The sequence below is a fragment of the Streptomyces sp. genome (assembly GCF_035563135.1).
In the GTDB taxonomy this organism is placed as follows: domain Bacteria; phylum Actinomycetota; class Actinomycetes; order Streptomycetales; family Streptomycetaceae; genus Streptomyces.
In genome coordinates, this window is sequence record NZ_DATMVN010000435.1 from 1 (window position 1) to 26,962 (window position 26,962).

Genomic DNA, 26,962 nt, shown 5'->3' on the forward strand with positions numbered 1-26,962 from the left:
GTGAACGGGCGCCCGACGACATCAGGCGAGTGGGAGATCCCAGCGGGGCCAGGCCGGCAAGCATCGGCTCCGCAACGGGGTCTCCCTTCGTCGTTCGAAGGGCTTTTCGTGCCCGACCACGTTACTGGGGGCGGTGTGATGCTCTGTCCCAGCGTCGCGGCGCACACCGCTGTTTCCGCGTCCGCCCGCCGCGCATTTCCCCGTCCGCCTAACACGCGCGCGAGACAGGCGGGCTGATTCGGCTTCAGAGGAAAGGGCAGGTCAGGGCCCACTCTGTGGATAACCCGGCCTCATCGACGCACTGTGATGCAGGTCACCAAATTTCTCTGGCACGGGTGGCCCGCCAACTACGTAGCACGGGCTGCGGGTTGGAAGGCATGGCACGCCGCCGCGCAGCCCCTTCAGCGGCGCTGCGCGTGACGCGCGGCCTGGCGGTCGACGGCAGGGTCACCGGCGGCGAACGGCCGCACGCGCAGGAGCCCGGTGCCCGGGTCGGGCCCTCCGGGCGGGAGCAGCCCGACGTCCTGGCCGACGCCGTCGGCCCACCGCCCGTCCGGGCCGGGGCGGCCCTGCAGCTGGCGTACAACCGGCTCGGTGCCGAGGTACACCACCTGGCGGCGTGCCTGTCCGTACGCCCGCAGGATCCGCCGGAGCGCGCTCGGGGTCTTCGGGGTGAGCTCCACCTCGACGGCGCCGATGCCGTCGCCGGGCAGCACCAGGACCAGGTCGGGCCAGTGCACTGCGCGGGCGCCGGCGGGCACGGCGAGCAGGGGCCCGCTCCGGGCTCCGATGGGCACATGGGGCACGCCGTGGTCCGCCAGGAGCTCCGCCGCCCGGCCGGGGGTGGCTTCGGCGGTGCGCACCTCCCGCTCGGTGAGCACGACGTGTCCCCTCGCCTCCTGGCGGAGCCCGACGTCGGCGAGGGCCAGGCGGTGCAGCAGCCGCTCGCCCGGCGGGTGCGGAGCACCCAGGCCCACCCCGGCGACCCGGGCGCCGCGCTCGGTGGTCCACACGACGGTGCCCGCCCACCGCACCTCCGCGGAGCGGTTCAGCAGCCCGGCCTCGGTCATCAGCCGGACGCGGGCGCGTGCGGTCTCCTCGCGGCCGTTCCAGAACGCCGTGGCCGCCTGGCGCAGGGTCAGAGTCCCGTACCGCGTCGCGGCCGCCAGGAGCCGTTCGTCCGCCTCCGTGCGCACCCAGCCGTCCCCGCGGGACTCGCCCGTTCCCCGGCTCCGCCGCCGGCGCTCCGCCCGCACCCTGTACGCACTCGCCGCCTGCCTCGTCTCCACCCTGATCCCTCCCTGTAGTTGGCGCGCGGGACCTCCGTTTCCGGTGCCGCGAAACGCACCCTGACCTGCGAAGCGGACACCTCCGCCGACAGGGCTCGTCCACCACCTGGCGGTGGACGGGGCGGGCGACGCCGTGGTGGACCTGGTGGCGGCCGCGCACAGCGAGGTGCCCCCGGACCGGGCGGGTCCGAGGGCACCGAAGGGGGTGTCAGCGGAGCGCTGACGCGGGGTGGTTCACCGTCCGAGGGAGGGACCGGAGCGGTCCTGGGTCGGCGGCTGGTACCGGTACTCCTCGTGTGCCCGGCGGGTGTTCTCGCGGGCCCGCTCGGCGGCCTGCTGCCGGGCCTGCTTGATGTACGCGGCGCGCTGCTTCGCCTCGGCGGCGTGCTGGGTGGGGGCCTGGGTCGCCATGCGCGAGCGCAGCGACTTCTCCTCCTGCAGCTTGACCGCCGAGACGCCGTGCCGCTTCGCCTCGGCGCTCTGCGTGGTCGCCTGGCGCTCGGCGGTCTCCGCCTTCCGCTCGATGCCACGGTCGGTGATCCGCTCGACCTCCGGGAGGCGTTCGCGCATCGCGGCGAGCCGGTTCTGCAGCTCGTCGACCCGGCGGGGAGCTCCCTGCCGTACGCCCGGCTCCTCCAGCAGACCGGCGACGTCCGAGCCGCGGACCGTGGCCCACGCCTCGCGCACGGCGTCCTCGCAGGCCCCCGCCGCCCGGTGGATCTCGCGGGTCGCCGCGCTTTCCTTCTGCGCGTACTCCCGGGCAAGTTCCAGCGTCTCCTTGCGGCTGGTGCCGGCCAGCCGCAGCGCCAGGCGGGACTTGCTCTTGGCCTCCTCGATCTGCCGTCCGACCTCCTGCGCGTGCCGCATCGCCTCGTACGCCCGGTACCGGTTGGCCTGCTCCGTCGCGGCGAGGGCGGCGAGCTCGTCGGCGCGGTCCAGCACCGTGGCGGCCTCGTGCCTCCGCTCCTGGCCGGGGGTGACGGGCGCGGCCAGAGCCTCGCGGTGGGCGGCGGCCTGCCGGGTGTAGTCGGCGGCCAGGCGCTCGGCGCGGTTGCCTTCGGCGGTGTGCTGCGCGATCAGCGAGGTGAGGCGCTGACCGGACAGGTGGCCGTACTTGCGGTCGTCCCACGGCTCGAACTCCGGCTCCGGCCGCTGCTCCTGCTGCGGTTCGGGGCGGGAGGCGAACCCGGCGGCGAGCAGCTGCTCCAGGCGGGCCTTCTGCTCTGCGGTGATCTGCGGGACGTCGCCGTCCTGCAGTCGTTCCCGGGCGGCGTCCAGACGGGCCTGGCGCTCCGCTGCGCGCTCGGCGGCCGCGTCGGGCTCCGCCGGGCCGGGAACGGCCTGTGCGGGGCTCTGAGCGGGCTCCGGGTGCTCCTGGACCGTCTCGGCGCGCTCGCGCTCACCGTGGCGGTCGACGGCGTCTTCGACGGTCCTCTCGTGCTCGGGCTGCACCTGGTGCGGGATGGGTGCGGCGGGCTGGGCCTCGGGTGCCGGCGCGAGCTCGTCGGAGACCATCCGGTCGTCGGTGTCGCCCTCCAGGGAGTCGGCGTACGCGGCGACCGTCCGTTCCAGGCGCTCCTGCTCGCTGCGGGCCTCGCCGAGACGCAGGCGGGTCTCCTCGCTCTCGACGACGTCGGCGGGCAGCCACAGGTGGGTGGCGATCCGGTCGCGGGAGATCGCCGGGTACAGGTCGTTCGCGGACGCGCCCACGCCGTAGGCCAGGGTGTAGTCGCAGGTGAGTCCCTGCGCGGCCGCGATGGTCATCGCATAGCCGTGCTGCAGGGTGCCGTCGGCGATCTGGTCGGCGGTGATCCAGGCGCGTTCCACCGTGTATCCGCCGTCGTCGGCGGGGCGGCGCCATTCGACGGCGACCCCGCCCTTGGCGGCGTAGGTGACCTGTCCCCGGTAGCCGTTGAGGACGTCGACGTCGCCGCCGCGGCGGGTGCGGTAGTCGTTGCGCTTGATCCGGATGACGTCGCCGGCGGCGAGCTCCAGGCGCTCGCCGTTGGCGAGTGCGTAGGTGTGGCCGCCGGTGAGTTCGCCGTCCTTCTTGCGCAGCTCGCGGGCGCCGAGGTTGAGGACCTCGACGTCGGCGTTGCGGGCGGCGAGGACGACCAGGTCCTCGATCTGGTCGTGGACGTCGCCCTCCAGTTGGCCGACGAGGTCCTTCCACGCGCCGAGCATCTCGGCGTACGCGTCGTCGGGCGTCGCCACGGCGTGGACGCGTCCGTGCTCGGCGAGCATCGACAGCGCGGTGCGTCGCCCGCCGTCCAGCCACGCCTCCAGGGCGGCCCGCTCCACCGCGTCCTTCTGCCGGCGGTTCTCGCTGAGCTCCAGGCCGTCGACGATCTCGTGGGCGCGCTTGAATCCGCCGCCGACGCCGATCGCCTTCAGCTGTGCCCAGTCGCCGATCTGGACGACCTTCACGCCGTTCTCGGCGGCCGCCGTGAGCAGCTCGGCGACGTCGCGGTCGTCCACCATCGCGGCCTCTTCGAGGACCAGGACGTCGGTGTTCGCCATGCGGCGGCCGCCGTCGCGGATGTCCATCAGCCAGGTGGCCACCGTGGCGCTCGCGATGCCGGACTCGGCCTGCAGCTTGGAGGCGGCGACCGCCGCGGTGGCGGCGCCGGAGACGCGAAGGCCGGCGGCCTCCCAGCCCATCCGGGCCGCCGACATGATGGTGGTCTTGCCGGTGCCCGCCTTGCCGCGCAGGACGTCGACGCCGTGCCCGGCGGTGAGGAAGCGCAGGGTCGCGGCGCGCTGCTCGGTGGACATGACGAACGGGCGCTTCGGGTCGGAGGTGCGCTGCGCCTCGAACGCGGCGATGGCGAGCTCCGCACCGCGCACGGTGAGCCGGGCCGCGCCCTCGTCCAGGCGCTCGGCGGTCGTCTCGGCGATGGTCTGCTCGGCGGCCAGGATCGAGGCGTGGGTGTAGCGCTGGGGGTTGGTCAGGTGCGCCATGCCCTTGGTCGGCAGGGCGACCGCCTCGCCGTCGACGGCGAGCACCGCGTCGGTCAGGGCCTCGGCGGCCGCGATGTCGGGCACGCCGAACGGGCAGGCGTCGATCACGTGGGCCAGGACGTCGGCGCGGGTGACCGACTTCCGCGACTCGGTCAGGCCGCCCTCGCGCCGCCAGATGAACGCGGCGATCTCCTCGGGGGAGGGCATGATCGGGCCGCCGCCAGGGCCTGCGACGGACGGGCCGTCGGGGCCTTCGGGGCCGGGGATCGCGCGCCGGATCATCGCGTCGACGTCGGCGCCGACGCCCTCGGCGCGGGCCCGCCAGGCGGCGCGGACGTCGGCCTGGGTGATGGTGGTGTCCTTGCCCTCGGCGAGCTGCCGGGCGATCAGCTTCTGCTCGCCGGTCGTCGCTTCCTCGGCGGCCGCCGCGACGATCTGGGTGTTGCGGCGGGAGAACGCGCGGCGTACGTCCTCGTCGATGCCGACGACCTCCCACGCGCCGGTCTCGGGGTGACGCTCCCAGCGCATCCCGAACCGCTCGCCGGTCACCTGCCGCAGGCGGGCCTTGACCATCGCGTCGGCGGCGTGCGCGTGGCGCATGATGTCGCGGCCGCCGGCCCCGACCGTGCGCCACTTGCCGTCCTCGGCGTGCGCCATGTTCGCCAGGTTGCCGTGGACGTGCAGGTGCGGGTCTCCGACCTCGCCGCCGACCGGGCGGGCGGAGTAGTGCACGGTCATCCAGCCGAGGAATCCGGAGGTGTCGACGCGGTCGGCGGTCTTGCCGTTGCCGTGCTCGCCCGCCATCGCGTACGCGGCCCAGCCCTCCAGCGCACCGAACGTTTCGCGGGCCACCTCGAGGAACGCAGCCCGCAGCTCCTCGGACTTCTCCTCACCGGCGAGCGCCACGGCGGCGCTGTAGGTCTTCGACAAGTCGAGCGTCACGTCGTAGCCGCGGTTGCCGACGCGGATCCGGGCGTCGGCATACTCGCGGGCCTCCGCCACACCGCCGCGTCCGTACAGCTCGGTGAGGTCGATGCCACTCGCCTCGGCGAGGTCCTCCGCCGCACGGAAGGGGACGCGGTGGCGGTCGCCCTCACGGTGCACACCGCGCTGCAGCCGGGCGAGGCGCTTGACCAGTTTCTCGTCGTCGCCGAGCAGCTGCTCGACACTCACGCCGCGCGTCGCGGCCGCCGCCTCGATCGCCTCGGCGAGCGGCCGCGCCTGCACCTTGCCGCGCGGGTCGACGGCCACCTTCGGCGTCACGAGCAGCTCGCCCGTGAGCGGGTGCCGGCCGTCCATCAGCAGACGCGCCTGGTCCTTGTCGACGCTCTGCCCGGCGACCAGGCCGACGTCGGCGAGGCCGCCGCCGATCCACTCCAGATCACGCGCTTCGCCGAGGCGGTAGTCGACCTGCGCGTCGCTCTCCTCGACCTCCTGCTCCTGGTGCTCCAGGTCGCATCCGCACTGCCCGGTCAGCCGGTACTCCACCTGCTGCATGTCCGGGCCCAATGTGGTCACCCACGCCATCGCTAATCACCCCCTCCCGCGTCGATGATCTTGAAGTCCTTTGACGTATGGCGACGCCATACCTTGGTACTTCCGCTGTTGATCTTTGGGTCCATGACAGTACCTCCGGATTGGCGGTTGACCAAAGAGGTCATTCGGGAGCTCGGTATTGCACTGCTGACCTGTGCTGAAAGCGCGGTACAGCGGTGCGGGAAATCGGTCTGGTCAAGGCGAAATCGGACACCGGGAACGCGGTCGTCAGACCGCGGACAAGGGGGGCTGTGATAGAGGGCCGCGGCCGCCGTGCACCGCGCCGGGGGCGTGGTGCACGGCGTAGGCCGGCGGGCGTTCACCGGGGCCGCCAGATGGACAGGGCGCGGCCCTCGCCGCACAGCTGGCACAGGCCGCGGGCGTCGGCCGCCTGCTGCTCGTTGTGCCAGAGGTCCATCACCAGGCGGGTGAGGATGCGGACGATCCCGGCGGGCAGCTGCACCGCGTACGGACCGCCCTCGACGATGACGCCGGCGGCGCCGTCATCGAGCCGGAACGGCTCCTCGTCGACGGGCCGCCGGGTCACCTCGACGCGGGTGGTCTCGGCGTCGACGGAGACGGTCACGGTGGGCGCCACGGGAGTCGGGACGACGTCGTCCTGGTCGTCGTCGGCGGGCCGCAGCAGGAGCCACCAGGAGGCGTGCTCGCCGCCGTCGGCGTCGTGCTCGGGCGCCGCCGAGGTGAACGTGGCGAGCAGCTCGCGCAGCGCCCGTCCGAGGGTGGCGACGGCGAAGTCGGGGTCGGGATCGCTGTAGGGGTCTGACATCGGGGGGCGGTTCCTTCCGCGCGGGGTCGGCGGCGCTTGATCACGCAGCCTCCCCCGGCCTACGGCATCCCGGGCGGCCGTGGAGCGGGCAACTTCATCCGCTCCCGCCAGGCGGGCAACGATCTTGATTCTGGCTCCGCCTGGCGGGCACGGTGCCCGGCGGCGGCCCGGATTCCCGGCCGGGCCCGGAACGCAAAAAGGCCCCGCTCCAGCCGGATGATCCGGCGGAGCGGGGGCCTCGGGTGTCTGTCCGGTCCTACCTGCGGACCAGCGATGCGGGGTCGAAGGCGATCGGGAACGGCTCGTCGACGTGGGCGACGGCACCCGCCAGGAGCGGCGGCTGGTCGGCGTACGCGCCGTTGCGGAGGCGTCCGATCAGGAGCCGCGGCGCGGGCTCCAGCTCGATGCGCCAGTAGTGCTCGATGCCCGCCGCCGCGTACAGCGACGGCTTGAGCTTGCGGTCGGTGACCCGCGTCGACGGCGAGGCGATCTCCACCACGGCGAGGACGTCGTGTGCGGAGACGGCGACGCCCGATTCCTCGGCGGCCGCCGCGTCGATGATGGCCAGGTCCGGGATCAGCAGCCCGTCGGGGACGATGACGTTGATCCCCTCGAAGACCTCGACCTCGGCGCCGGCGGCTTCGGCGGCCTGCTCCAGCAGGTTGTGCAGACGGTGCGATGCGCGCTGGTGCGGCAGGCCGGGCGCGGGGCTCATCATCAGCTGCCCCCCGACCAGCTCGACGCGCTGGCTCGTGTCCTCGGGCAGCGCCAGGACGGCGTCCAGCGTCCACGGTCCGGCGTGGCTGTAGGCGACACTCACGTTTCCTTTCACCTCCTTCCGGCCGGTCTCCAGTGTGACCCGGCGCGGTGGCCGCTGTCTTGCCTGGGACCGACCGGCGTGGTCAGCGGCGGTCAGCTCCGGTACGGGGCGGGCACCTCGTACCCGTTGGCGTCCAGCCAGTCGAGAACGGCCTGCCGCTCCGCCTTGGCCTGCCGGTACTGCTCCCTGCTCGCCTTGCCGTCGATGGCAGCGGAGGCGATCCGGGAGGACCGGTCGGTGAACCACCCGGCGATCTCCCAGCCCTGCTTCATCCCGCCGACCGCCGGCGGGAGCTCCTTGCGTTCGGCGTAGGCCGCGGCCGCCTGCTCCGCCTCGGCGAGCGCGGCGTTGGCCTTCTCCGCCTCGGCGCGGGCCTTCGCGGTCTGCTCGGCGAAGTAGGCGCCGATGACCGCCGCGGCGTCGATGCCGTTCGTGTCGGTCACCGCGGTCACCGGTTCCGGCGGAACGGGTCGGCGACGTCGCCGCGCAGCACGCGGTGCACGAGCTGGGCGACCTCACGGGCGCCGTCGGCGTTGTCCGGGGCGTAGATCGTGTGGACCGTCGTACGGGCGACGTTGGCCATCAGGTGCCATCCGCTGTCGGAGTAGAGCGCGATGACCAGGCCGCCGTTCATTCCCCAGGTCGGGCCGCCGGGCAGCGGGGCCACGCCCGTGCCCATCCGGATCTGGGTGGGCACGACCTCCAGGCCCTCGGCGGTCAGCGCGGTGTTCAGCTCACGCACGAGCTGGCTCAGCTCGGCGGACGTCCGCTCGGTCTTCGGCCGGCTGTACTTCCGGGAGATCGCCTCGGCGGCGCTGAGCGCGAGCCACCCTTCCTCGTCGGCGGCCTTGCGGTCCAGGCCGTGCTGCTCGGCGGTGGCGAGGTAGGCGTCCAGGAGGGTGGCGGCCTCGGTGACGAGACTGTCGGCGTACAGCCCGGCGTGGCCGTCGTAGATCCGGCGGATCCGCGCCGGGGAGTCGGTGGTCGGGGTGCTCATCTGGTTCCCTTCATGGGTGAAGCCCGGGGCCGATTGGTGCGGCCCCGGGCTTCACTGTGTCGTGATGGCGTGAGCGTACGGGGGCGAACTGGTCAGATGCCTTCGCCCGGGGGGATCGGGGTGTGCCAGGCCGCGTACTCCTGGCGGACGTAGGCGCGCGGTCCGCCGGCCCCGTCGGCCTCGATGGAGTCGGCGGCGAACTCGCCGCGGCCGGTGTGGTGGACGACGTCGTACGTCATGAGGATGTGCGCCTCGCGGATGGCCCGGCTCTGCGCCGTGGTGTTGTGCGGGGTGGCCAGGGCGAGCCGGTCGGTGAGCGCCGCCCGCCGCAGCAGCAGCGTGCGCTCGTCGGCGATGTCGTCGGTGCCGGTGCGGGCGGCCTGCAGGAGCGCGGTGGACAGCGCCAGGACGTCGGCGAGCTCGTCGTCCAGGGGCAGCGCCCCGGCGTACGCCTCGTCGGGTCCGGGGCCGTCGAAGGGGACGGCGACCGGGGCCGGGAAGCCGAAGCGGATCGGGGCGCCGCGCTCGGCGAGCAGCGCGTTGAGCGCCTGGACGTGCTTGTCGGCCTCGAGCTTCCACGACCGCTCGCGCAGTGTGAAGCCGTCGGCGCCGACCGGTTCGGTCTTCGGGGTGAGGATCGCGCGCGGGGTCATACGGACACCTCCGTCAGGGCTGTGGTGAGGATGTCGGCGTGGTCGAACGCCAGGTGGGGCGGCTCAGCGAAAAGCGGTATCGCTCAGCGCGGGCCCGGGAGATTGGCGTTAGCGGTCACGGGCCCGCGCGGCGTCCCTCGCGACCAGCGGGTGTAGTCGAGCGCGCTGGACACGTAGCTCGTGTTCATCAGGCTTCCGGCATCGTCGATGCGGTCCCGCAGCTCTTCCAGATACCAGTCCGCCCGCGCGAGCCGATCAAGAAGCCATCGCGCGTCTTCCCTCGTGAGCCGATCCGGGCGGGATTGAAGCTCGGCAATTCGGGCCCGCTGCGCGGAGATGTAGTTGTCACCATCCGACGGCATCGAGACCACGTCGGCGGTATAGCGGATGCTCTCGGACTCTGTGTGGCGGGGGCGGTTGTGGACTCCGGCGGGCAGGAGGGCCTTGGCGACGTCGCGGTGCTCGATGGTGCCCTCCTCGCCGACGCCGAGCAGCAGCTCGTGCGAGAGACGGGCCAGGCCGACGCTGCGGTGCCTGCCGCCGGTGCAGCCCCACGCCAGCGTGACGTCCGCGCCGGTGTCCCCGGCGAGGCCGCGGGCGGTGGCGACCGCGTTGAACGCGAGCCGCTCGGCGCCCGGGGTGTCCCGGACGTGGTCGTAGACCTCCTGGTCGAGGCCCGTGCCGTGCTTCAACTCCGGGTTGTGGAAGGGGTTCCGGAGCAGGGCCCGAAGGTCGAAGACCAGGTCGGCCTCGGGGGCGGGGGCGTGGCCGTAGCCGAAGGAGATGATGCGGATGGTCATGGTCAGGAGTCCTCGAATCGGTCGGTGGCGCAGGACGGGCAGAGGGTCATCTGCGGGTACTCGGCGCGGTCCGGGTCGACCGCCGCGGCGTACGGGTCGTCCATGACCGTGACGTCCGCTTCGCGCTTGCCGCACGTCTCGCAGCGCAGCAGGAGCGGCGCCAGGAGGGCGAGGGCGTGGCGGATGCGGTCGCCGGTGCGGTCCTGGACGTGGCCCTGGGCTTCGTCCAGCAGCTCGGTGACGCGCTCGATGTCGTCGTGGTCGACGTCGCCCATCGACACCGTGATGGTGCCGATGACGTCGGCGACGGCCGCGAGGACGCCGGCGTCCGGGCGGGCCGGGTCGTACAGCGCCTGGAGGGCGGCGGCGTGCGGGGCGACCTCCTCGGTGCGGCACGCGGCGTCACGGAGGCGTTCGAGGCCGACGCGGACGATGGCGACGGCCGCCTGCAGTTCCTGGTTGAGGGGGAGCTTCGGGATGGTCATCGGCGGCCGCCCTTGCGGAGCGTGATCCAGGTGGTGACCAGGGCGGCGGCGACGCCGATCGCGCGGTGGGCGGCCTGGTCCAGCTCCATGAGCGCCGTACCGGGACCGGAGACGTCCTGCACGGCCTTCGGGTACTCGGTGCCCTCGCCGCCGGCCTTGCGCACGACGGTGGCGTGCTGGATGTAGCCGCCCTTGCCGGTCTTCTCGGCGAGCCAGAGCAGCGGGTCGCGCCGGTCGATGATGCCGTGGGTGATCGCGTTAATCGCGGCGCCGGTGAGGAGCGCGGCCGCGGGGACGCGGTAGCCCAGGGTGCGGGTGACGGCGAGGGTGGAGGCGAGCTGGACGGCGGAGTAGCTGGCGACGTGCCGGCTGACCGAGCGGCGGCCGTACGCGCTGGCGGTGCAGGTGCGGCCCTCCTTGCCGTGCCGCCACGGGTCGGCCTCGACGGTGGAGCCGTCGCTCTTGTAGACGAGGTGGGAGCCGTGCATTCCCTTGGTCGACGCGTCGTGGCTGTTCTGTACGAACTGGTCGCACAGCGGGTGGATCTCGCCGAAGACGCTGGTGAGGGTGGCGACCAGGGCCAGGCCCTCGATGGCGCGGAAGCGGTCGGACATGCAGAACTCCTTGGCCGGAGGTGCGGGGGCCGGGTGACCCCCGCACACCAATAATGCATCCTTGAAGGATGCGTTTCTAGAGGTTGGCATCTTTGGAGGATGCTTTTTCTTCGGGTGCAGCTCAGACCGGGTACGCGGCGGAGCCGACGACCCGGGCGCCCGCTGGGGGCGCCCGGGTCGGGCTTCTACGCGGCGAGCCGGAAGCGGTGGGCGAGCGAGACCGGGAGACGGCGGACGGCGGCGAGCGCCGGGACCAGGAGGCGGCGGCCGCGCCGGGTGCGCCCCTTGATCCGGTACATCGCGCCGTCGGCGGCCTTGAGCGCGGCCGTCAGGGTCGGGGTCTCCAGCTCGGCGAGCCGGGCCGCGCCGATGGAGGCGCCGACGCGCAGCTGCTCGCCGTTGTGGGCGACGGGCTGGCGCAGGAGCTCCGCCAGGTCGGCGAGCCGGTCGGGCAGGCGGGTGTCGTCGGCGAGGACCGCCACGAACTCGTCGCCGCCGAGCCGTCCGGCGACCTCGTTCTTGCCGCACCAGGCGGCGAGCCGTTCGCCGGCGGCCGCGAGGACCGCGTCGCCCGCGTCGTGGCCGTGCCGGTCGTTGACCGCCTTGAAGCCGTTGAGGTCGGCAAGGAGAACGACTGCGCCGGAGTGCCGGCGGATGATGCGGTCCGCGGCGCGGCTCCAGCCGTCCCTGGTCAGCAGCCCGGTCAGCGGGTCGCGGCGGACACGGTGCAGACGCCGGTAGAGGCGGTGCGCGTGCAGCACCCACCCTCCCGCCAGGAGCAGCGGGGCCAGGAGCTGTAAGACAGTCTCCGGGTGCGTCATCATGAGGTTCTCCGTCTCGTCTCGTACGGGGTGGATGGGCCCGGGGCGGTCGACACTGCTTGGCCGTAGGACGGCCGCCCCGGGGCGAACTCAGAACTCGTACGTCTCGTGCCAGACGACCTGTATGGCGTCGGGCTTGGCCTCGGCGCCCCGGCGGTGCCGGATGGCGTCGGCGCTGTCGACGTCCTTGCGGGCCTGGCGCTTGGCCAGGAGCTGCAGCGGATACCGCTCGGCGCTGTACGTGAACGTCTGGACGCCGCTCCGCTGGTCTGCGTCGACGGTGGGGATGTTGATCTCCCAGTACGCCATGGCGTCCACCTCCTTTTCTGCGTTCCTTCGGCGACCGGGACTGTCCCGGCTCCCCTCACCGCCGGTGCGTGACCGGCGGATCGGGCAGCCGTCAGCCGGAGGCCACCTCACGCAGCAGGCGGTGGTAGTCGGCGTCGGGGACGTCGCCAGGGCCGGGCTGGCCGAAGTAGGCGATGCGGATGCGGCGCTGGTCACTGGTCGGGTAGTCGGCCAGGTCCCGGTCGCTCAGCTCGTGCACGTAGCGGATGCAGTCCTTGGCCCAGTCGTCGCCCGCCTCGAGGTCAGCGGCGAGGACGCGCAGGCCCTCGGCCACAGCGGAGTGGTCGACGGACTCGAGCTCGGCCTTCGGGGTGCGGTGAAACAGCTTCACGGTGGTCATCTCCTTGAGGCGTTGGCGGAACGGCTGTCCCGGCTTCCTTCGCCGCGCCGCTCCTCGGGGACCGGCCTGTCCGGTCCCACGCACCGCCCGGCCCGCCGTGGGCCGGTCGGCACGGGGGAGGGGCAGATCAGTCGCACTCGCAGCCGACGGCCAGCGCGATGGCGGCCTCGGTGCAGCCGCTGAGCTTCGCCTCTTCGATCGCCTTGTTCAGCCGCCTGTTGTGCCAGTCCTCGACCACGGGCCGGGCCAGGTAGGGGCGCGCGTAACGGCTGCAGAGGTTCTCGTGGGTCAGCGCCTCGCGGCCCTTGCGGGCTTGCCGCTCGACGTCTTCGAGCCGGTACTGGCGGACGACTTCCGCCAGGGCCTCCCACAGGACGTCGTCACGGCCCCACTCGGGGTCGATGAGCGTGAGCTGCCACGCCGCGGCGACCTTCTCGAAGGTGCGGCGGCCGATGATCTCCGGCTGCCAGACGGTGCGCAGGTCGCGGACCGGCAGGAAGCGGCCGAAGTGGGTGCGGGCGCGTCCCAGGGAGCGGGTGACGGGCACGCCCTCGGCGTGACGGCGGGGCGTCATGTCGTGCTGGACGACGGTGAGGCCGGCCACCTCGGCGGCGGCCACCAGGCGGTCGCGCAGCTGCGGGTCGTCGACGACGCCGGAGACGGCGGCGCGCTGCTCCCACCAGTGGTGGTCGTAGCCGTACCCGGCGAAGGCGGGCTGGGAGCCGTCGGTGACGAAGCCGAGGCGGTTGACGGCGACCAGCACCGGGATGAGGTGCTGGGTCTCCTCGTCGGGGCCGCAGTTGGGCTGGTAGCCGGGCTGGCTGGCGAGGTCGCCGATCAGCCAGGACGCCACCAGGTGACCGAGCTCCTGGAGGTTCTCGGCGGAGCGCCAGCGCCGCTTGTCCGCGCGGCTCATCCAGGGGAACTTCATGGTCACGCCTCCGTCCGCAGCAGCGGGAGCTCGATCGCCCACGTCTCGCCTCGGTCGGCCGCCTGCGCGACCCGCCGCCGGAACTCGGGCACGGCGCGGTCCATGTCGCCGCCGCTGCCGCGCACCACGTCCCGGAAGACGGCGAGGCCGATCAGCTCGGCGGCGCTCTGCAGCGGGCGGTCCCCGGCCTCGGTCTGCTGCTGGCTCATCGGTCGGCCCCCACGATCATGTCGCCGTGCCCGTTGATCATGTGGTCGACGCACGCCGGGCAGTCCTGCCTCGGCTTGAGGTGCTTGTGCTGCTCACGGCTGTCGTACGCGTGGAGCCAGCACTGGGTGCACTCGCCCTTCGGCGGGTTCAGGGCCTGCTTGCTCGGCATCAGGTTTCTCCTGTTCGACGGGGTGACGTGCGGGTTTCAGGCGGGGAGCTGGGAGGCGAGGCGCTCGGCGTCGCGGGCCTCGCGCTCGCGGCGGTCCATGACGCGCTCGTAGGCGCGGACCTTGCGGCGGGGCAGGGGCTCGATCTCGAACCCGTAGCACAGGTAGGCGAGGTGTTCCTCGCGGGCGGCGCGGCCGGAGAGCTGGTGCGCGTGGACCAGCTCGTGCGTCAGCGTCTCGCTGACGTCGGCGGTGGTGCGGGCCTTGCCGAGGTTGACGCCGAGGACGATGCCGCCGGCGGACAGCTCGGTGACGCCGTACTTGCCGCGCAGGCCCCGGCGCTCCCAGCGCAGTTGCTTCGCCACCTCGCGCGGGTCCGCGCCGGGCAGCAGGGAGACCTTGGACTCGTGGACGAAGTCGGCCAGCGCGTCGCTGCGGCTGGAGATGAGGACCTGGACATCGGGCAGGACGCCGAAGTGGGAGCGGATGAGCCCAGCGGCCTGGTCGGCAATCTCCTCGGCGTACCGGGCGAGGCGACGGTGGCCGAAGGAGACGTTCTGGCTGGTGACGCTGATCATCTCGATGCCCTCCCGGCTCAGGCGGTGCGCCGGTCGGCGTCGTCGTGGACGACGGAGAGCTGGGGGAGCTGGCCGGTGGCACGGAGCATCGCAACCGGGTCGATGTGGCCGCCGTTGTTCAGTGCGGCGCGGTGGGCCATGGCCGCCTCGATCGCGGCGACGGCGGCGCTCTGCTCGCGGGCGACCTCGATCCGGGCCTGGGCTGAGAGCTGCGCGATGGAGAGGTCGACGCCGCGCTCGAGGCGGCGGGCTTCCATGTCGTAGCGGTGGGCCTTCTCCCTGCGGTGGTCTTCGCGGTGGGAGCGGCCGATCAGGATGCAGGAGGCGATCAGGGCGACCGCCCAGATGATCAGGGCCGGGGCGATGGGGTCGGAGTAGACACCGACCGACAGCGCGCCGAAGGTCATCGCGCCGGAGGCGAAGACGGCCTGCGCGGTCGGGTCGTCCAGGCGGACGGCGAACAGACCGGACGCGCCGCCGAAGGCGAGCATCAGGGCCGCGGCCCCGGTGCTGTGCTCGGCGCCCTGCTCGTTCCAGATCCTCGCCAGGGTCAGCAGGGTGCCGGCGGAGACGGCGGTGGTGACGTACGCGGCGTGTTCACGCAGGAAGGTGGCGGGCGTCTTCGGGGCCGGCATCTCGCCGGGGGCCGGGGGGTACTGCGGCATCGGGCCCTCCTCGGGGCGTCTCCCGGCGGGGACCTCCCCGCCCCGGGAGGACCGGGGCGGGGAGGCGGCCGGGGGTCAGTCGGCGGCAGGCTCCTCGGCGGACCGGTACCGCTTGGTCTGCCGCAGGATCTGGTTGCGCTTGACGTCCAGGGCGTCGGCGATGTCCTGCTGAGCGCCGTGGTACCGGCGCTGCAGGCGGTCGATCTCCTGCCAGAACTCGGTCTCGACGCGCTCGCGCTCTTTCTCGCGGCGCTGGCTGGCCTTGGCGACCAGGTCCCGCAGTTCGGTGCGGGCCTCGTCGTCGGGGCGCGGGGTCATGTGGAGCTCCGTTTCGGATTCGAGGGACGATGTGTCTGCCCCCTGCTCCGTCTGGAGCGGGATGGGAGGCCCGGGGCGGCCGGTGAGTTTGGCGACCTGGCGGCCGCCCCGGGGCGGAACTACCAGACCCGGCCGTTGTGCGTGGAGGTCTTCAGGTCCAGGTGACCGGCGCCGCGCACGTGGATGTTGCCGTTGTGCGTACGGGCGGCGAGCTTGCCGGAGGACGCCGGGGTGGCGCTGATGTTCACGTCGCCGTTGTGCGTCCGGGCGGAGCCGCGGCGGCCGTTGTAGGCCCCGACGGTGATCGAGCCGTTGTGCGTGGACGCCTCCAACTCCTCCTCGACGCGGTCGACCAGGACCGAGCCGTTGTGGGTCTCGGCCTCCAGGACCTTGACGCCCGCCGCCTGCAGCGAGCCGTTGCGGGCGTCGAAGCGGATCGCCTCCAGGTCGCCGCGCACGGTCGTCTCGGCGTTCTTCGTGCTCACCGCGAGCGAGGAGCCGGTGGGCAGGACGACGTCGACGGTGATGGTTCCGGCGCCGCCACCCACCGCGGTGCCCTCGGCGGCGACGACCTTGCCGTCCTTGACGATCTGGCGACCGTCGACCCACACGTCGCGGCCGCTGTTGGCGACGACCGAGCCAGTCATGGAGCCGGTGTTGACGACGCTGTAGCTGGAGCTGCCGTACCGACCGCCGGAGTTGAAGATCTGGGTGACGCCGGTGCCGCTGATGCCGCCGGCCATGTCGTCGGGGACGGAGACCGTGAGCTTGTTGCCGTGCTCGGTGAACTTGGTGTCGTTCACCGCGTCGGCGACCAGGCCCTCGTCGGCGGCGGTGTGCACGGTGACCGTGGCGTGCGCGGCCGCCGGGTTGACGTGCACGTTGACCCGGCCGTTGGAGACCGACAGGTCCAGCTCGACCGGACCGGTGGCGGCGGCGGTGTGCATCTTCTGCGTGCTCAAGATGTGCTCCCTGGTAGGAGAGTGCGGGGGCCGGGCGGCCCCCGCACAACCAATAATGCATCCTTGAAGGATGCGTTTCAAGCGTTTGGCATCTTTCGAAGATGCTTTTTTGTTGGTGCAGGTCAGGCGGCGTACGCGAGCGGAACCTGCGGGACGGGCACGGTGGCGTGAATCGCGGCGGCGAGCTCGGCGACGGCACCGTGCAGCGACTCGACGACGTCGACCAGGCGCTCGGCGAGCTCGTCGTGCCCGTTGCTGCGGGCGGCGGTGACCAGCGCGTCCGCGTACAGCGCGAGGTCGGCGGTCTTGGCGCGGGCGTCGACCAGGCCGGGCTGGAAGCTGAGGAGCTGCTCCAGGTGCGCGGTGCGCTGCAGGTGGACCGGGAGGCGGGCGTCGTGGACGCGGGCGTACTGCTCGTCCAGGAGCCGGACGACCTCGTCGGTGGTGTCGTAGGCGGCCCGCTTGCCCTGGAGGCGGGCGAGGAAGTCGGAGACGGACACGGTGTACTCCTTCGTCGGGCGAAGGGCGGCCGGTCGGGGTGACCGGGCGTCCCCGCCAGGTCCCGGAACGGTGAGAGGCGCTCCGGGGCCGGCGGGATCGGCCGGGCTACGGCGTCGCGCTGCGGCTGACGCTCGGCGAGGGCGTGGGGCGCGGCTTCGGGTGATCCGCCGTTCCGTCCTGCCCCTGGAGGTACGCGACCAGGAGGATCGCGCCGATGATGACGGCGGTGGTCTTCCAGCGCGGGCCGGGCGGGTCGGGCTCGACTATGACGTACTTGACGCCCACGGAATGGGGCCCCTTCCGTTGCATTGTTCGAGGTGGGAGCGGGATTCTCCGCCGTCAGCGGACCGCTGACGGCGGTATCGGAAAGGCGAGTGGATCGAGTCGCCCATGCGGTAGCTGACTCCCGAGCGGTTCAGATAACCGAGTCGCTCAGCTTTTCCGCTATCGGAATTGATACGTGACTAGAAACGTATTTGGCTGAGCATATTGGCTGCGTTCTCCAGCCCGCCGTAGAGCGAGGGCCCCATGGAGGTGGCGGCCAGGTAGAGGGCGGCGATGTTGCAGACGGCGGCGTGCCAGAACTTCAGGCCGCCCTTCCAGATCAGCCCGGCCTCGGCGAGCACGAAGACCACGACGGCGGAGATGGTGAGCACGGTCAGTCCTCCTTCTTCCTTCTGCTGGTGGAGCGGGTGACCTGGACCTGATCACCGCTGGTGGTCGTGGTGACGACGCTGTTGTTCTCGCCGTGGATGCGGACCTCGCCGGGGCCGGCGCCCGGCCCGGCCTGGCGGACCGCGTCACGGACGGCGCGCTCTGCCCTGGCGGCGAACTTGCGGGGGACGCGGCCGCTGGAGGTGAGCGGCTGGCCGTCGACGGTGACCTGGCCGCCGCCCTTGCCGTCGGCGCGGACGTTGATCTGGCGGTTGTTGTCGCCGACGACCAGGACGCCGGTGTTGACGACGCCGTCGTTGCGGTAGACGCGGGTGCCGGGCGCGGGGCGGGTCGCCTCGTCGACGGCCTTGCGGGTCGCCCGGGGTGACGACTTCGGGGCGGGCCGCCGGGGGCCGGTGGCGCTTCCGGCGCTGGCCTGCACCGGGCCGGTGACCTTCTCGCCCCGGCCGACGACGACGCCGTGGTTCTCGCGTCGGCCGGCGGACCGCATCCGCGGGGGCGGCGTACTGGCGGCGGCCGGGGCGGGCTTCGGCTCGTCGGCCTCGTCGTCGGCGCCCGGCGGCTGCGGGCCGCTGGTGTGGTTGGGGTCCTCGGCGAGGATCTTCGCTGTCCAGGCCGGGTCGGTCTCCTCACCCGCGAGGAAGGCCAGGCGCTGCTGGAGGTCGTAGCCGAGCACCTCCAGGACCTGGAACTTCTTTCCGCAGGTGCAGGTGATGTCCGCCATCTCATCGAGCCGGGAGGAGTCCGTCTCGAAGATCAGCCCCTTCTGGTTCTCGCAGAACGGGCAGGTGACGTACTCGCCGAGGAAGGGTCCGAGGACATCGGCGGTGCGCCACTTGCCCTCGACCTGCAGCCAGTACGGCTGTATCGCGCCGAAGGGGTTATCGGGGCTCCAGTCCTCCATGTCAGCGCCCCGCGCGGCGGGCTGCGGACTTCGTGCAGCGGATGGACCCGGCCCACGTGCCGTCGGCGTTGTGCTTGGGCAGGACGCCGGTGCCCTTGCAGGCCGGGCAGCCCTTGTGACCGGCGGCGGTGGCCTCGGCGGCCTTCTTCGCGGCGCGGCGGTTGAGGCGGTCGTCCTCGCCCTTGGCCCACGCCTTGGTGACGCCAGACTTCAGCAGGCGGCCGCCGGCCTTCGTGCCGCGCCAGGCGACGGTGGTGACGACCAGGAGCACGGCGAGCGAGGCGGTGAACGGGTGCTTCCTCGCGTACTTCACGCGCTGGCTGAACTTCTTGGCCCGGGTGGTGCCGGCCTTCGCCGCCGAGGTGCGCACCGGCTTCTTCGCCGTCTTCTTCCTCGGCGCCGCCTTCTTCGCCGGGGTCTTCTTCACAGCCTGGGCGGCGGGCGCCTTCTTGGCGGCGGTCGTCTTGCGGGCCGCCGCCTTCCGGGGCGTCCTGGCCGGGGCCGCCGGGGCGGAGTTGGCGAGCAACTGCTCGGCGTCGAAGCCGGGCTGGGCCTGGCGGGCGGTGATCGCCTCGGCGAGCGCGGTCGGCTCGGTCGGAGCCGGATCGGGCTTCGGGACGGTGGTCTTGCGGGCCGCCGCCTTCCGGGGCGTCCTGGCGGCCGGGACCGCCTTCTTCGCGGCGGTCTTGGGTGCCGCCGCCTTCTTGACCGCCGTCTTCCTCGCGGCCGGGGCGGTGCGGGCTCGGGCGGTGCTCACGTCGCCCATCACGGGCCTCCTTCAAGATCACGGGGAGTCGGGGAGCATTCCGGGCCTTTCGGGCCTCTCGGACGCTCTACAACCGCTCTACATGGACGTTCCCGCAGGTCAGCGGCCTCTACGGCGATCTCTCCCGGCTCTCTCGCCTGCTCTACGTAGAGCAGGCGAGGGGGTGAGAGCAGGGTGTAGAGCAGCACGTAGAGGCCGCTGACCTGCGGCTCTACATCGGAGATCAGGAGCTCTCGGCCTCGGAGGCGGCTTCCGCCGCGTCCTGCGCCTCCTTGATCAGTTCGGCGATCTCCTCGCCCTTCACGCCGGTACGCGGACCCTGGTCGCCGACCCGGACGGAGCCGGAGACCTTGACGCCGGCGGCCTTGAGCTCCTTGGACAGGCGGGCCTGGTCCCAGTCGCCGTAGACGTCCGGCCACTCCGCCGACAGCCAGGCGGCGAGGGTGTCCAGGTGGCCCCGGCCCTGCCCCTGCTTGTTGGTCGCGCCGACGGCATCGATGCCGTCCAGCGTGTCCATCAGCAGATCGAGCTGGGGGTCGGCCAGGGCCTGCGCCTCCTCCTCGACCTCGGGGGCCGGGGCGTCGGCGACCTTGGGGAGCTCCGGGGCCTTGACCCCGGCCGCGGCGAGCGAGCGGCGGTCCAGCTGGGGGAGGCCGACCTCGGCGCGGGCCACACCCCGGGCGTAGGCGACCTTCGGGTCCAGCGGGTAGGAGCGGTAGATCAGGGGCTCCCGCGAGCCGCCGCCCATGATGTAGCAGCAGCCGACATCGGACTTGTTCGGGTCCTCGCCCTCCACCAGCGGGTGGAGCCGGTCCGGACGCCATCCCTGGCCGCCCGCGCCGGCGCCGAAGACGAGCTCGATGTCCTTGTGGCGGCTCGGCAGCATGATGCGGACCGCGACCGCCGTGGCGACGGCCTCGCCGATCGCGTCGGCGGTGCCGTACAGCGAGCCGATGATGACGGTGACGCGGGATTTCCGGCCGACGCCGAAAATCTCGATGACCAGTTCCTTCGCGTACGCGGAAAGGGACTTGTACTCGTCCAGCATCACGACCAGGCCGGGCTCCTTGGCGGAGGGCCGCCAGTTGTCGCCGTGGCCCCAGGCCAGAACGTTCGTCGCGCGGGCCCGTGCGATTTTCAGCGCGTCTTCCAGCAGCGCCTCGATTTCCTTTTCGCTGCGGGCCTTTCGGGCGACCGCCGGACCGAGTGCGTCCAGGCCGGGGCCGACCGGGTCGACGTCCCACAGCTGCGCGTCGTAGCAGTCCGAGATCCGGCTGCCGATCGCACGGAGCAGCATCGACTTACCCGAGCCGGGGCCGCCGACGACCAGGACGTGAGAGCCGAGGGCGGGCAGCAGGAACGGCTGGGCGTCCATGCGGCGGGCGATCAGCAGCGGCTCGGTGATGGTCAGCGAGCCGGGCTTCACCTTCTCCAGCTCGCCCATTCCGGCGAACGGGTTCTTCATCACCAGACGCAGCGTGGAGTCCGAGCGGACCTCCTTGTGCGGCTGGACCAGGAGGCGGTCGACGCCGAGACCGAGCGGGGTCTCCATCGCTCCGGCCTTGGAGACGATCTCGGCGGGCGTCCCGGACTTCTGCCGGACGGTGATCTCCCAGCCCCACTTGTGCCGGTGCGGGCGGACGACCGCGCCGACCGCGATGCCGTTGGCGGTCAGGGTGCGGCGGATGCAGTCGACCGCTTCGGCGCGCGAGCGGGCGTCGGCGATCGGGAACGGGTCGTCGTCGGAGACCTCCGCCGTGTACTCCTCGCCGTCGACCGGGGTGACCCGGGTGAGGACCCGCTCGGCGACCGCTCCGATGCCGACCAGGGTGGTCACCACGGCGAGCGCCGGCCCCCAGGCGAAGGGGCGCATCCACTCGGGGCTGAAGTACCAGATCGCGCCGAACTCGATCGCGGTGACGACCGCGGCCGCGAGCGCCAGGCCCGACGCCTTGAGGGTGCGGCGGGTGCGCTCCTTGTACATGGCCTTGGTGGTCGACATGATCAGCGCGGCGTTCTTCTGCTTGGCCGCCCACGCCTGCTGGACCAGCAGCTTGTGCTCGCGGGAGTAGATCCACTGAGCGGTCTGGCCGATCCCGCGGCCGTAGAACTTCGCGGCCCGCTTCACCTCGCGCCCGGCGTACTTCGGCGAGTGGCTCACCGCGTGGAAGATGCCGTGCTTGGTGTCGTTGCCGAGGTCGCGCACCGCCTGGGTGAACGCGGCCTTCGAGCGGAAGGTGGCCGGGATCTGCGGCAGTTCGCGCAGCCGGTCGCGGAAGTTCGGCTCGTAGTCGGCGGCGGCCGGCACCCGCTCGTCGGTCTCGTCGTCCTCGTCGACCAGGACCTCGTCGTCCTCGTCGTCGTCCAGGAGCTCGTCGGCCTCCTGGTCGTAGACGTCGGTCTTGCTGAAGTCGACGGCCGGGATGGTCGCGGCGGCCTCCGGGTCGGCCGTGGTCCGGTACTCGGCGAGGGTGACGACCTTGCCGTCGTCCTCGCCCGGGGCCGGGGCCGGGGCGGGCACCGGGGCCGGCGGGTTGGCCTCCAGGCGCTCCAGGAGGTCGGGCAGGTCCCAGGTCTTCACCAGGACCTCGCGGGCCTTGGACCCGTCGGCCGGGCCGACGACGTTCAGCTGGAACAGCGCCTCCATCAGCGCGGTCGCCTCGGCGAACCCGACGCGCAGCTTGCGCTGCAGCATCGAGGTGGAGCCGAACTGGGTGGAGACGACCAGCTCGACCGCCTCCGTCACCTTGTTGCGGGCCTGGCCGGTCGTGACCGGGCGCTCGTCAATCTCCGTCATGCTGGTCATGCCTCCTGTGCGAGGTGAGCGCGGACCCCGGTCCCCGCCTGGCAGTGAGTGCCGGGGTCCGCGCGGAAGTGGTGGTCGGGCCGTACGGGGTGCGGGCTCCCGGCCCCCGCCTGGCAGTGAGTGCCGGGAGCCCGCGGTTCGGGTGGTTCAGGCGGCGGCCGCGAGGCCGTCCGCACAGGGCGTGCACTCCTTGAGCGCGGTGGAGATCGTGTAGTCGCGCACCACCCCGCAGGTCGGGCAGGTGCGGCGCTTGCGGCGGGCCGCCTCGAGCGAGGCGACCTGTCCGGGGGAGCGGGGCTTGGGCGGGCCCGCGAGCGCGATGTCGAACAGGTACGCGCGGCGCAGGCCCAGCTTCTTGTTGTTCCAGAGGATCTGACCGGCCACCGGCTGATGGGGCCGCAGCCCCATCGCCACCAGCTGGTCGCGGGTCTTCAGGTGCGCCGGCGCGAGCTTCCACGGCCAGGTCGGGATCCCGAACCGTTCGCCCTCCGGGTCCCAGAACCTGACGTACCCGCGGCCCATCAGCCGACCAGCTGCAGCGGCTTGTCACCGCCGTGCTCGGCCATGGCCTCCTTGATCCGCGCGCGGCACCAGGTCTCCCCGCGCACCACACGCATGTGCTGCTCGGGGATCTCCTTCTCGAAGTACCGCTGGACGTCGCGCCAGCCGACCTCGCGGCCCGCGCGCAGCTGCTCAAGGACCCACTCGCGAGCCGTGCGCTTCTCCGCCTCGGCCTGCTCCGGGGTGGCCGCGCGAGCGGTCTCCGCAGCGAGCGTGCGGGCCGCGCGCGCCTGCTTCGCGGAACCGTCCTGGAGGCCCTTCTCCCGGCCTCGCGCGGCCGGGGGGTTGTTGGGCTTGACCTGCGGCTTCGCGTCGCGCGTGCGGGGCTCCTGCGCGGCCTGCGCGGGCTTCTGGCCCGCCGTGTCGCTAGCCGAATTGATCTCTTTCGCGGACGCTGCCGCGCGGGCCTCACGGCTAGCGTTCGCGGGGTCCGCGAGGATCCGCGCGATGGCCTGCGGGTCGATCGCCCACGCCTTGTCGGCGGGCACCTCGCGGACCGGATCGAGCGGCGCCGCGAACAGATCGAGCGAGGCGGTCAGACGCGGCTCGCACGCCTTCTCCGCGTGCTCGGCGACCTTCTCGGCGAGCTTGTTGTGCCGCTTGAGCGTCCGCTTCGTCAGCCCCGGCTCGGTGCCCCGGATCTGACGCCACGCGATGGCCCACGCCTCGGACTCGTTCAGCGCGGGGATCGTCGCCGTCCGCAGCCACGACGCCCGGCGCGAGACCCTCGGGTGCCGGATCCGCCGCTGCAGCGCGAGCTTGATGTCGGCGGCGTCGCGCCCGCCGGCCGCGTGGTTCTGGGAGTGCATGTAGATGTCCCAGACCGCGACGCCGAACAGCGAGCTGGCGGCGAACACGACGGCGAGCTGCGGCTCGTCCAGGTGGTGCCAGGCGTTCAGCGCGGCCGCCGTCAGGGCGAACACCCACGTCATGAGCGTGTAGAGCTTGGCGGGCTTGCGATTCTCCACCGCCCACTTCCGCATCCAGGCCATGGCCCAGGTCGCGCCCTCGATGAACACCGGCACCAGCAGCGCCAGCACCCAGAAGACGCCGAGGCCGGTCATCGCCGAGAACTGGCCGGGGAAGGCGAAGGCGATCGAGGTCACGACCACCGTCATCACCCACGGCAGCGGCTGGCTGATCGCGGCGGCGATCCGCTCGTTGCGGGCCCGGCGGGCGGCGGCCGCCTTCTCGCGGCGCTTCGTCCGCTCCTCGGCCTTCTTGGTCTTCGCCGCCGCCTTGCGCAGGTCCTTGCGCTCGGCGGCCTTCGCGCGGGCCTCTTCGATCTCGATCCCGGTCAGCGCGTTCGTCCGCCGGGAGTTCGCGGCGGCCTCGGCCTGCGCCGCGCGCGCCTTGACCGCGTCCATCTGCTCGCGGCCGCGGTAGGTGGTTGCCTCGCTCATCGCAGGCCCTCCAGGTTCGTCGCGGCGTACGCGGCCTGGGCCGCCCGCTCGCGGGGGGTCGTGATGGTCGTCAGGGACGGCCGGGGCGTCTCATCGGGCGTGCGCCCGTGGTCCTCGGGTCCGTCGGGGGAGAGGTCGGGGGACTCGAACCACCAGCCGCCGTCGCCGGGGGCGTCGCAGCAGGGGCAGATCGTGTCCTGCCAGATCCGGCCGCGCTGCCACAGCGAGTGGGCGCCGTTGCCGACCGTGTCGGTGCCGAAGGACAGCGCGCCGTAGACCATGGCGAGCGTCCAGAGCCAGAACGGGGTGGGCCGACCGACGTAGGTGCCGGCGGAGATCAGGGCCAGCGGCGCGAGGCCGATCCACGGGTGGTGGGCGCGGGCCAGCAGCCACTGCTTCGGCTGGCGGATCATCAGGCGGATGCCGTGGACGTCGACGGCGGCGTTCAGGAGCCAGCGGGCCAGCCGCTGCGCCCGGCTCACGGGGCGGTCCTGGCGACCGGGGCGGTCATCGACCGCTCGAAGAGGATGACGGTCAGGACGGCGGCCGCCAGGACGACGCGGCCGGTGGCCGGGAGGGTGAAGCCGGTGAGCCAGGCGCCGCCCGCTATGGCGAGCGGGCCCCTGATCCACGTGGACAGGGAGTCGAGCCCGTGGGCGGTGCGCTCGCGCAGCTCGGAGACGATCGCGGTGTGCGCGGCGTCGGCGACGGCCAGGCCGACCACGGCGAGCACGGCCAGGAGGCGCTGCCACCAAGCGGTCTGGAGTCCCAGCACCCAGGCGCCGCCGCTGATCACCAGCAGCAGGTAGATCCAGGTTCCGAAGGGGGTCCTCATGCCGCCCACCCCTTCCGGTCCTCGATGAGGCCGGCGCCGCTGCGGGTGCGGGGCAGCGGGACGACGGTGCCGTTGGCGGTCCGGGGCTTGCGGGTGCGGCGGGAGCTCGGCTTGCGCCGGCGGAAGTAGAAGTCGTTCTCGGCGTCGACCTCGTTGCGGCGTTCGGCGGGGCCGTAGCCCTCGGCGACGAACTCGGCGAAGTCCGCCAGGTCGTCCTCGCTCGGCGTGAAGCCGATCGCGGCCTCGACGAACTCGGTCTCGCTCACGATGCGCTGTCCTGCGACGATGACGTTCACGGGTCGGTTTCCTCTCGAATCAGTGGACGGCCCGTGCGGCTCCCCGGTCTTGCTTGCAGGCCGGCCGGGGGGCCGCGTCGTACGGGCATGGCAGTTGTGCGTGGACGGGAAGGGATTCGCACCCCACCTCCGCAGAGGCCCACTCGAGCCCCGTCCTTCGGGTCGTGCTCCGCCTCGCCCCCATCACCTCCTTCGGTGGGGCTCTCGGCGGGACCTATTCGGTTTTCAAGGAACGTGCGGTACCGCCCGGGTGTCCTGCCGCGACGTGTCGCGCGGTGGTTACCAGCCCGTAGTTGCGGCCGTTTTGGACATAGCTGTGCCGCGACGCTTCGTGAGCTGCCTCACTCGGCGTTGCCTTGCGGGAATGACATTCCCAGTATTGCGGACCTCTGTCAATCACCCTTGCCGACGCAATACTGTTATTGCGTCGGGACGTGATCTAGTCCCATGACTGTGGTTCACTGGGGTCGCCCGAGACAGAGGAGAGCAGCGGAATGCCGCCCAAGTGGAGAGACCTCGCGGACTCGCTCGCCGCGCAGATCAAGAGCGGGAAGTACGCGCCGGGCGACCGTCTGCCCAAGATCGAGGAGATGGCGCAGGAGAAGGGGTGGGCCAAGACCACCGTCCACCAGGCGTACAAGGCTCTGGAGGCGGAGGGCCTGGTCACGTCGTCACGCGGCCACGGCACGGTCGTACGCGAGCGCCTGTCCCTGGCGACCGGGGCCGAACGGGATGAACGCAGCAAGCTGACCGGCTCCTCGTGGCGGGCGGGCGAGCGCTCCGACTCCCACATGGCCGGGATCGTGGCCGCGCCGGAGGACGTCGCGGAAGCACTGGGGATCGCGCCGGGGGAAAAGGTGCTCCGCCGCTCCCGTACGTACCGCGACGAGCACTCCAACGCGGTCATCGCCCACTCGACCTCGTGGATTCCGGCCGCCTTCGCCGACGCGCTGCCGGAGCTACTCATGGGCAAGCGGCTGGCGAGCGGCACGTCGATCGACGCGATCACGCAGCACACCGGCCGCCCCGTCGCCCGGCGCATCAGCGCCATGTGGGCCCGGATCACCGATCCGGCCGACGCGGGACCGCTGGAGATTCCGCAGGACACCCGGGCCGCCGTCATCGTGTCGACGGTGCAGGTGATCGACAGCGGCGGCGTCGTCATCGAGTACGGCGTGGACCTCGGGGGGCCCGACCGCCGCTGGACCAAGGAGGAGAGCACCGAATGACGCTCTTGCTGGCGGACGACACCCTCGTGCACGTCGTGGAGGAGCGCCTGGGGGAACTTCTCCGGGCGCAGCGCCGGGGCGAACTGCCTCCGGCCGAGCAGACGGAGATCACGCTGATCATGCGAACACTGGCGGGACGGGCGGGCCCGGCCCGGCTCATCCTGATGTCCGGCCTTCCCGGCTCGGGGAAGACCACGGTCGCTCGCAAGCTGGAGTCCCGCGGCTTCCTGCGGCTCTGCCCCGATGAGCGGGTCTTCGAGCAGCACGGCCACTACGGGCGGGACTTCCCTCGCGGCGCCTACAAGATCCGGGAGCGCCCGATCCTCACCGAAGTCGCGGCCGAACTGCGTACCGCGCTGGCCGCCGGCCGGGACGTCGTCCTGGACCACGGCCTCTGGACGCACGACGAGCGCCAGGAGTGGCGTCAGGTCGGCGAGAACGCCGGAGCGGCCGTGACGCTGCTGTACCTGCCCGCCAGCCACGACGAGCTGTGGGAACGGATCAAGGAGCGCAACGCCAGCACCTTCGACGACCCCAACGCCATGTACTTCAGCCAGGAGGACCTGCTGCGCCACGGTGCCCGGTTCGAGCCGCCCGCCGACGACGAACCACACGTCGTCTACGCCGGGAGCCTCATCCCTGTGATCGAGGACTCCGCATGATCGCGACCCGTGCTCCACAACGCGCCTCCCGTAGCTGCCGGT

General features: G+C 72.4%; 33 protein-coding genes. 2 read left to right on the forward strand and 31 right to left on the reverse strand.

The features are described 5' to 3' along the window. Positions 1–401: 401 nt before the first annotated feature. From VN520_RS19025 to VN520_RS19175, 31 genes are all read right to left on the reverse strand, one after another. Positions 402–1,289 carry a hypothetical protein gene (locus VN520_RS19025; protein ID WP_325748120.1) on the reverse strand — a complete coding sequence of 296 codons (888 nt, stop codon included), beginning with the start codon at positions 1,287–1,289 and terminating at the stop codon, positions 402–404. Between the two features lie 234 nt (positions 1,290–1,523). Next, entirely contained in the window at positions 1,524–5,768 is a 4,245-nt protein-coding gene (gene mobF, locus VN520_RS19030; RefSeq protein ID WP_325748121.1) for a MobF family relaxase, read from the reverse strand. Between the two features lie 337 nt (positions 5,769–6,105). After that, positions 6,106–6,573, reverse strand: coding sequence for a hypothetical protein (locus tag VN520_RS19035; protein WP_325748122.1), 468 nt, complete (start codon positions 6,571–6,573; stop codon positions 6,106–6,108). Between the two features lie 256 nt (positions 6,574–6,829). Further along, positions 6,830–7,393 carry a Uma2 family endonuclease gene (locus VN520_RS19040; protein ID WP_325748123.1) on the reverse strand — a complete coding sequence of 188 codons (564 nt, stop codon included), beginning with the start codon at positions 7,391–7,393 and terminating at the stop codon, positions 6,830–6,832. 92 nt (positions 7,394–7,485) lie between these two features. Then, positions 7,486–7,836, reverse strand: a complete 351-nt coding sequence (locus VN520_RS19045) for a hypothetical protein (RefSeq protein ID WP_325748124.1) — start codon at positions 7,834–7,836, stop codon at positions 7,486–7,488. Positions 7,837–7,841: 5 nt separating this feature from the next. Continuing rightward, complete coding sequence (locus VN520_RS19050) at positions 7,842–8,390, reverse strand: hypothetical protein (protein WP_325748125.1); 549 nt, start codon at positions 8,388–8,390, stop codon at positions 7,842–7,844. A 92-nt stretch (positions 8,391–8,482) separates the two neighbouring features. Further along, on the reverse strand, positions 8,483–9,043 hold the full coding sequence (locus VN520_RS19055) for a hypothetical protein (RefSeq protein WP_325748126.1): 561 nt from the start codon (positions 9,041–9,043) through the stop codon (positions 8,483–8,485). Positions 9,044–9,126: 83 nt separating this feature from the next. Further along, positions 9,127–9,843 carry a RapZ C-terminal domain-containing protein gene (locus VN520_RS19060; protein WP_325748127.1) on the reverse strand — a complete coding sequence of 239 codons (717 nt, stop codon included), beginning with the start codon at positions 9,841–9,843 and terminating at the stop codon, positions 9,127–9,129. A gap of 2 nt (positions 9,844–9,845) precedes the next feature. After that, entirely contained in the window at positions 9,846–10,328 is a 483-nt protein-coding gene (locus VN520_RS19065) for a hypothetical protein (protein WP_325748128.1), read from the reverse strand. Next, positions 10,325–10,942, reverse strand: coding sequence for a hypothetical protein (locus VN520_RS19070; protein ID WP_325748129.1), 618 nt, complete (start codon positions 10,940–10,942; stop codon positions 10,325–10,327). Before VN520_RS19070 ends, VN520_RS19065 begins: the two co-directional genes overlap by 4 nt. A gap of 185 nt (positions 10,943–11,127) precedes the next feature. Next, positions 11,128–11,766: a GGDEF domain-containing protein gene (locus VN520_RS19075; protein WP_325748130.1), complete on the reverse strand. Its 639-nt coding sequence runs from the start codon at positions 11,764–11,766 to the stop codon at positions 11,128–11,130. An 87-nt stretch (positions 11,767–11,853) separates the two neighbouring features. Further along, on the reverse strand, positions 11,854–12,072 hold the full coding sequence (locus VN520_RS19080; RefSeq protein ID WP_325748131.1) for a hypothetical protein: 219 nt from the start codon (positions 12,070–12,072) through the stop codon (positions 11,854–11,856). A 91-nt stretch (positions 12,073–12,163) separates the two neighbouring features. Beyond that, positions 12,164–12,451 carry a hypothetical protein gene (locus VN520_RS19085; protein WP_325748132.1) on the reverse strand — a complete coding sequence of 96 codons (288 nt, stop codon included), beginning with the start codon at positions 12,449–12,451 and terminating at the stop codon, positions 12,164–12,166. 127 nt (positions 12,452–12,578) lie between these two features. Beyond that, positions 12,579–13,382, reverse strand: a complete 804-nt coding sequence (locus VN520_RS19090; protein WP_325748133.1) for a DUF6919 domain-containing protein — start codon at positions 13,380–13,382, stop codon at positions 12,579–12,581. A gap of 2 nt (positions 13,383–13,384) precedes the next feature. Then, positions 13,385–13,591: a hypothetical protein gene (locus VN520_RS19095; RefSeq protein ID WP_325748134.1), complete on the reverse strand. Its 207-nt coding sequence runs from the start codon at positions 13,589–13,591 to the stop codon at positions 13,385–13,387. Then, the gene (locus tag VN520_RS19100) at positions 13,588–13,761 is read right to left on the reverse strand and encodes a pRL2-8 (RefSeq protein WP_325748135.1); all 174 of its coding nucleotides are present in this window, start codon (positions 13,759–13,761) and stop codon (positions 13,588–13,590) included. Before VN520_RS19100 ends, VN520_RS19095 begins: the two co-directional genes overlap by 4 nt. A 36-nt stretch (positions 13,762–13,797) precedes the next feature. Continuing rightward, entirely contained in the window at positions 13,798–14,337 is a 540-nt protein-coding gene (locus tag VN520_RS19105) for a hypothetical protein (protein ID WP_325748136.1), read from the reverse strand. A gap of 17 nt (positions 14,338–14,354) precedes the next feature. Next, on the reverse strand, positions 14,355–15,002 hold the full coding sequence (locus VN520_RS19110; protein WP_325748137.1) for a hypothetical protein: 648 nt from the start codon (positions 15,000–15,002) through the stop codon (positions 14,355–14,357). A 75-nt stretch (positions 15,003–15,077) separates the two neighbouring features. Further along, positions 15,078–15,320 carry a hypothetical protein gene (locus tag VN520_RS19115; protein ID WP_325748138.1) on the reverse strand — a complete coding sequence of 81 codons (243 nt, stop codon included), beginning with the start codon at positions 15,318–15,320 and terminating at the stop codon, positions 15,078–15,080. A 119-nt stretch (positions 15,321–15,439) separates the two neighbouring features. Then, positions 15,440–16,282 (reverse strand): hypothetical protein, encoded by an 843-nt coding sequence (locus VN520_RS19120; RefSeq protein WP_325748139.1) that lies wholly within the window; start codon positions 16,280–16,282, stop codon positions 15,440–15,442. A 122-nt stretch (positions 16,283–16,404) separates the two neighbouring features. Beyond that, complete coding sequence (locus VN520_RS19125; RefSeq protein WP_325748140.1) at positions 16,405–16,782, reverse strand: hypothetical protein; 378 nt, start codon at positions 16,780–16,782, stop codon at positions 16,405–16,407. A gap of 106 nt (positions 16,783–16,888) precedes the next feature. Next, positions 16,889–17,068, reverse strand: coding sequence for a hypothetical protein (locus tag VN520_RS19130; protein ID WP_325748141.1), 180 nt, complete (start codon positions 17,066–17,068; stop codon positions 16,889–16,891). Between the two features lie 179 nt (positions 17,069–17,247). Then, positions 17,248–17,439 (reverse strand): DUF2304 domain-containing protein, encoded by a 192-nt coding sequence (locus VN520_RS19135; protein WP_325748142.1) that lies wholly within the window; start codon positions 17,437–17,439, stop codon positions 17,248–17,250. A gap of 2 nt (positions 17,440–17,441) precedes the next feature. Next, positions 17,442–18,362 (reverse strand): hypothetical protein, encoded by a 921-nt coding sequence (locus tag VN520_RS19140; RefSeq protein WP_325748143.1) that lies wholly within the window; start codon positions 18,360–18,362, stop codon positions 17,442–17,444. A gap of 1 nt (position 18,363) precedes the next feature. Continuing rightward, positions 18,364–19,128 (reverse strand): hypothetical protein, encoded by a 765-nt coding sequence (locus VN520_RS19145; protein ID WP_325748144.1) that lies wholly within the window; start codon positions 19,126–19,128, stop codon positions 18,364–18,366. Positions 19,129–19,351: 223 nt separating this feature from the next. After that, positions 19,352–21,925: a DNA translocase FtsK gene (locus VN520_RS19150; protein WP_325748145.1), complete on the reverse strand. Its 2,574-nt coding sequence runs from the start codon at positions 21,923–21,925 to the stop codon at positions 19,352–19,354. A 156-nt stretch (positions 21,926–22,081) separates the two neighbouring features. Next, positions 22,082–22,456 (reverse strand): RRQRL motif-containing zinc-binding protein, encoded by a 375-nt coding sequence (locus VN520_RS19155; protein WP_325748146.1) that lies wholly within the window; start codon positions 22,454–22,456, stop codon positions 22,082–22,084. Continuing rightward, positions 22,456–23,898 carry a hypothetical protein gene (locus VN520_RS19160; RefSeq protein ID WP_325748147.1) on the reverse strand — a complete coding sequence of 481 codons (1,443 nt, stop codon included), beginning with the start codon at positions 23,896–23,898 and terminating at the stop codon, positions 22,456–22,458. Before VN520_RS19160 ends, VN520_RS19155 begins: the two co-directional genes overlap by 1 nt. Further along, positions 23,895–24,380: a hypothetical protein gene (locus tag VN520_RS19165; RefSeq protein WP_325748148.1), complete on the reverse strand. Its 486-nt coding sequence runs from the start codon at positions 24,378–24,380 to the stop codon at positions 23,895–23,897. The genes VN520_RS19160 and VN520_RS19165 overlap by 4 nt, the downstream gene beginning before the upstream one ends. Next, positions 24,377–24,733, reverse strand: coding sequence for a hypothetical protein (locus tag VN520_RS19170; protein ID WP_325748149.1), 357 nt, complete (start codon positions 24,731–24,733; stop codon positions 24,377–24,379). Before VN520_RS19170 ends, VN520_RS19165 begins: the two co-directional genes overlap by 4 nt. Further along, the gene (locus tag VN520_RS19175; protein WP_325748150.1) at positions 24,730–25,029 is read right to left on the reverse strand and encodes a hypothetical protein; all 300 of its coding nucleotides are present in this window, start codon (positions 25,027–25,029) and stop codon (positions 24,730–24,732) included. Before VN520_RS19175 ends, VN520_RS19170 begins: the two co-directional genes overlap by 4 nt. A gap of 494 nt (positions 25,030–25,523) precedes the next feature. Here VN520_RS19175 and VN520_RS19180 point away from each other — a divergent pair, with 494 nt between their 5' ends. Beyond that, complete coding sequence (locus tag VN520_RS19180) at positions 25,524–26,258, forward strand: GntR family transcriptional regulator (RefSeq protein WP_325748151.1); 735 nt, start codon at positions 25,524–25,526, stop codon at positions 26,256–26,258. Further along, the gene (locus tag VN520_RS19185) at positions 26,255–26,920 is read left to right on the forward strand and encodes an ATP-binding protein (RefSeq protein ID WP_325748152.1); all 666 of its coding nucleotides are present in this window, start codon (positions 26,255–26,257) and stop codon (positions 26,918–26,920) included. Before VN520_RS19180 ends, VN520_RS19185 begins: the two co-directional genes overlap by 4 nt. Positions 26,921–26,962 lie beyond the last annotated feature (42 nt).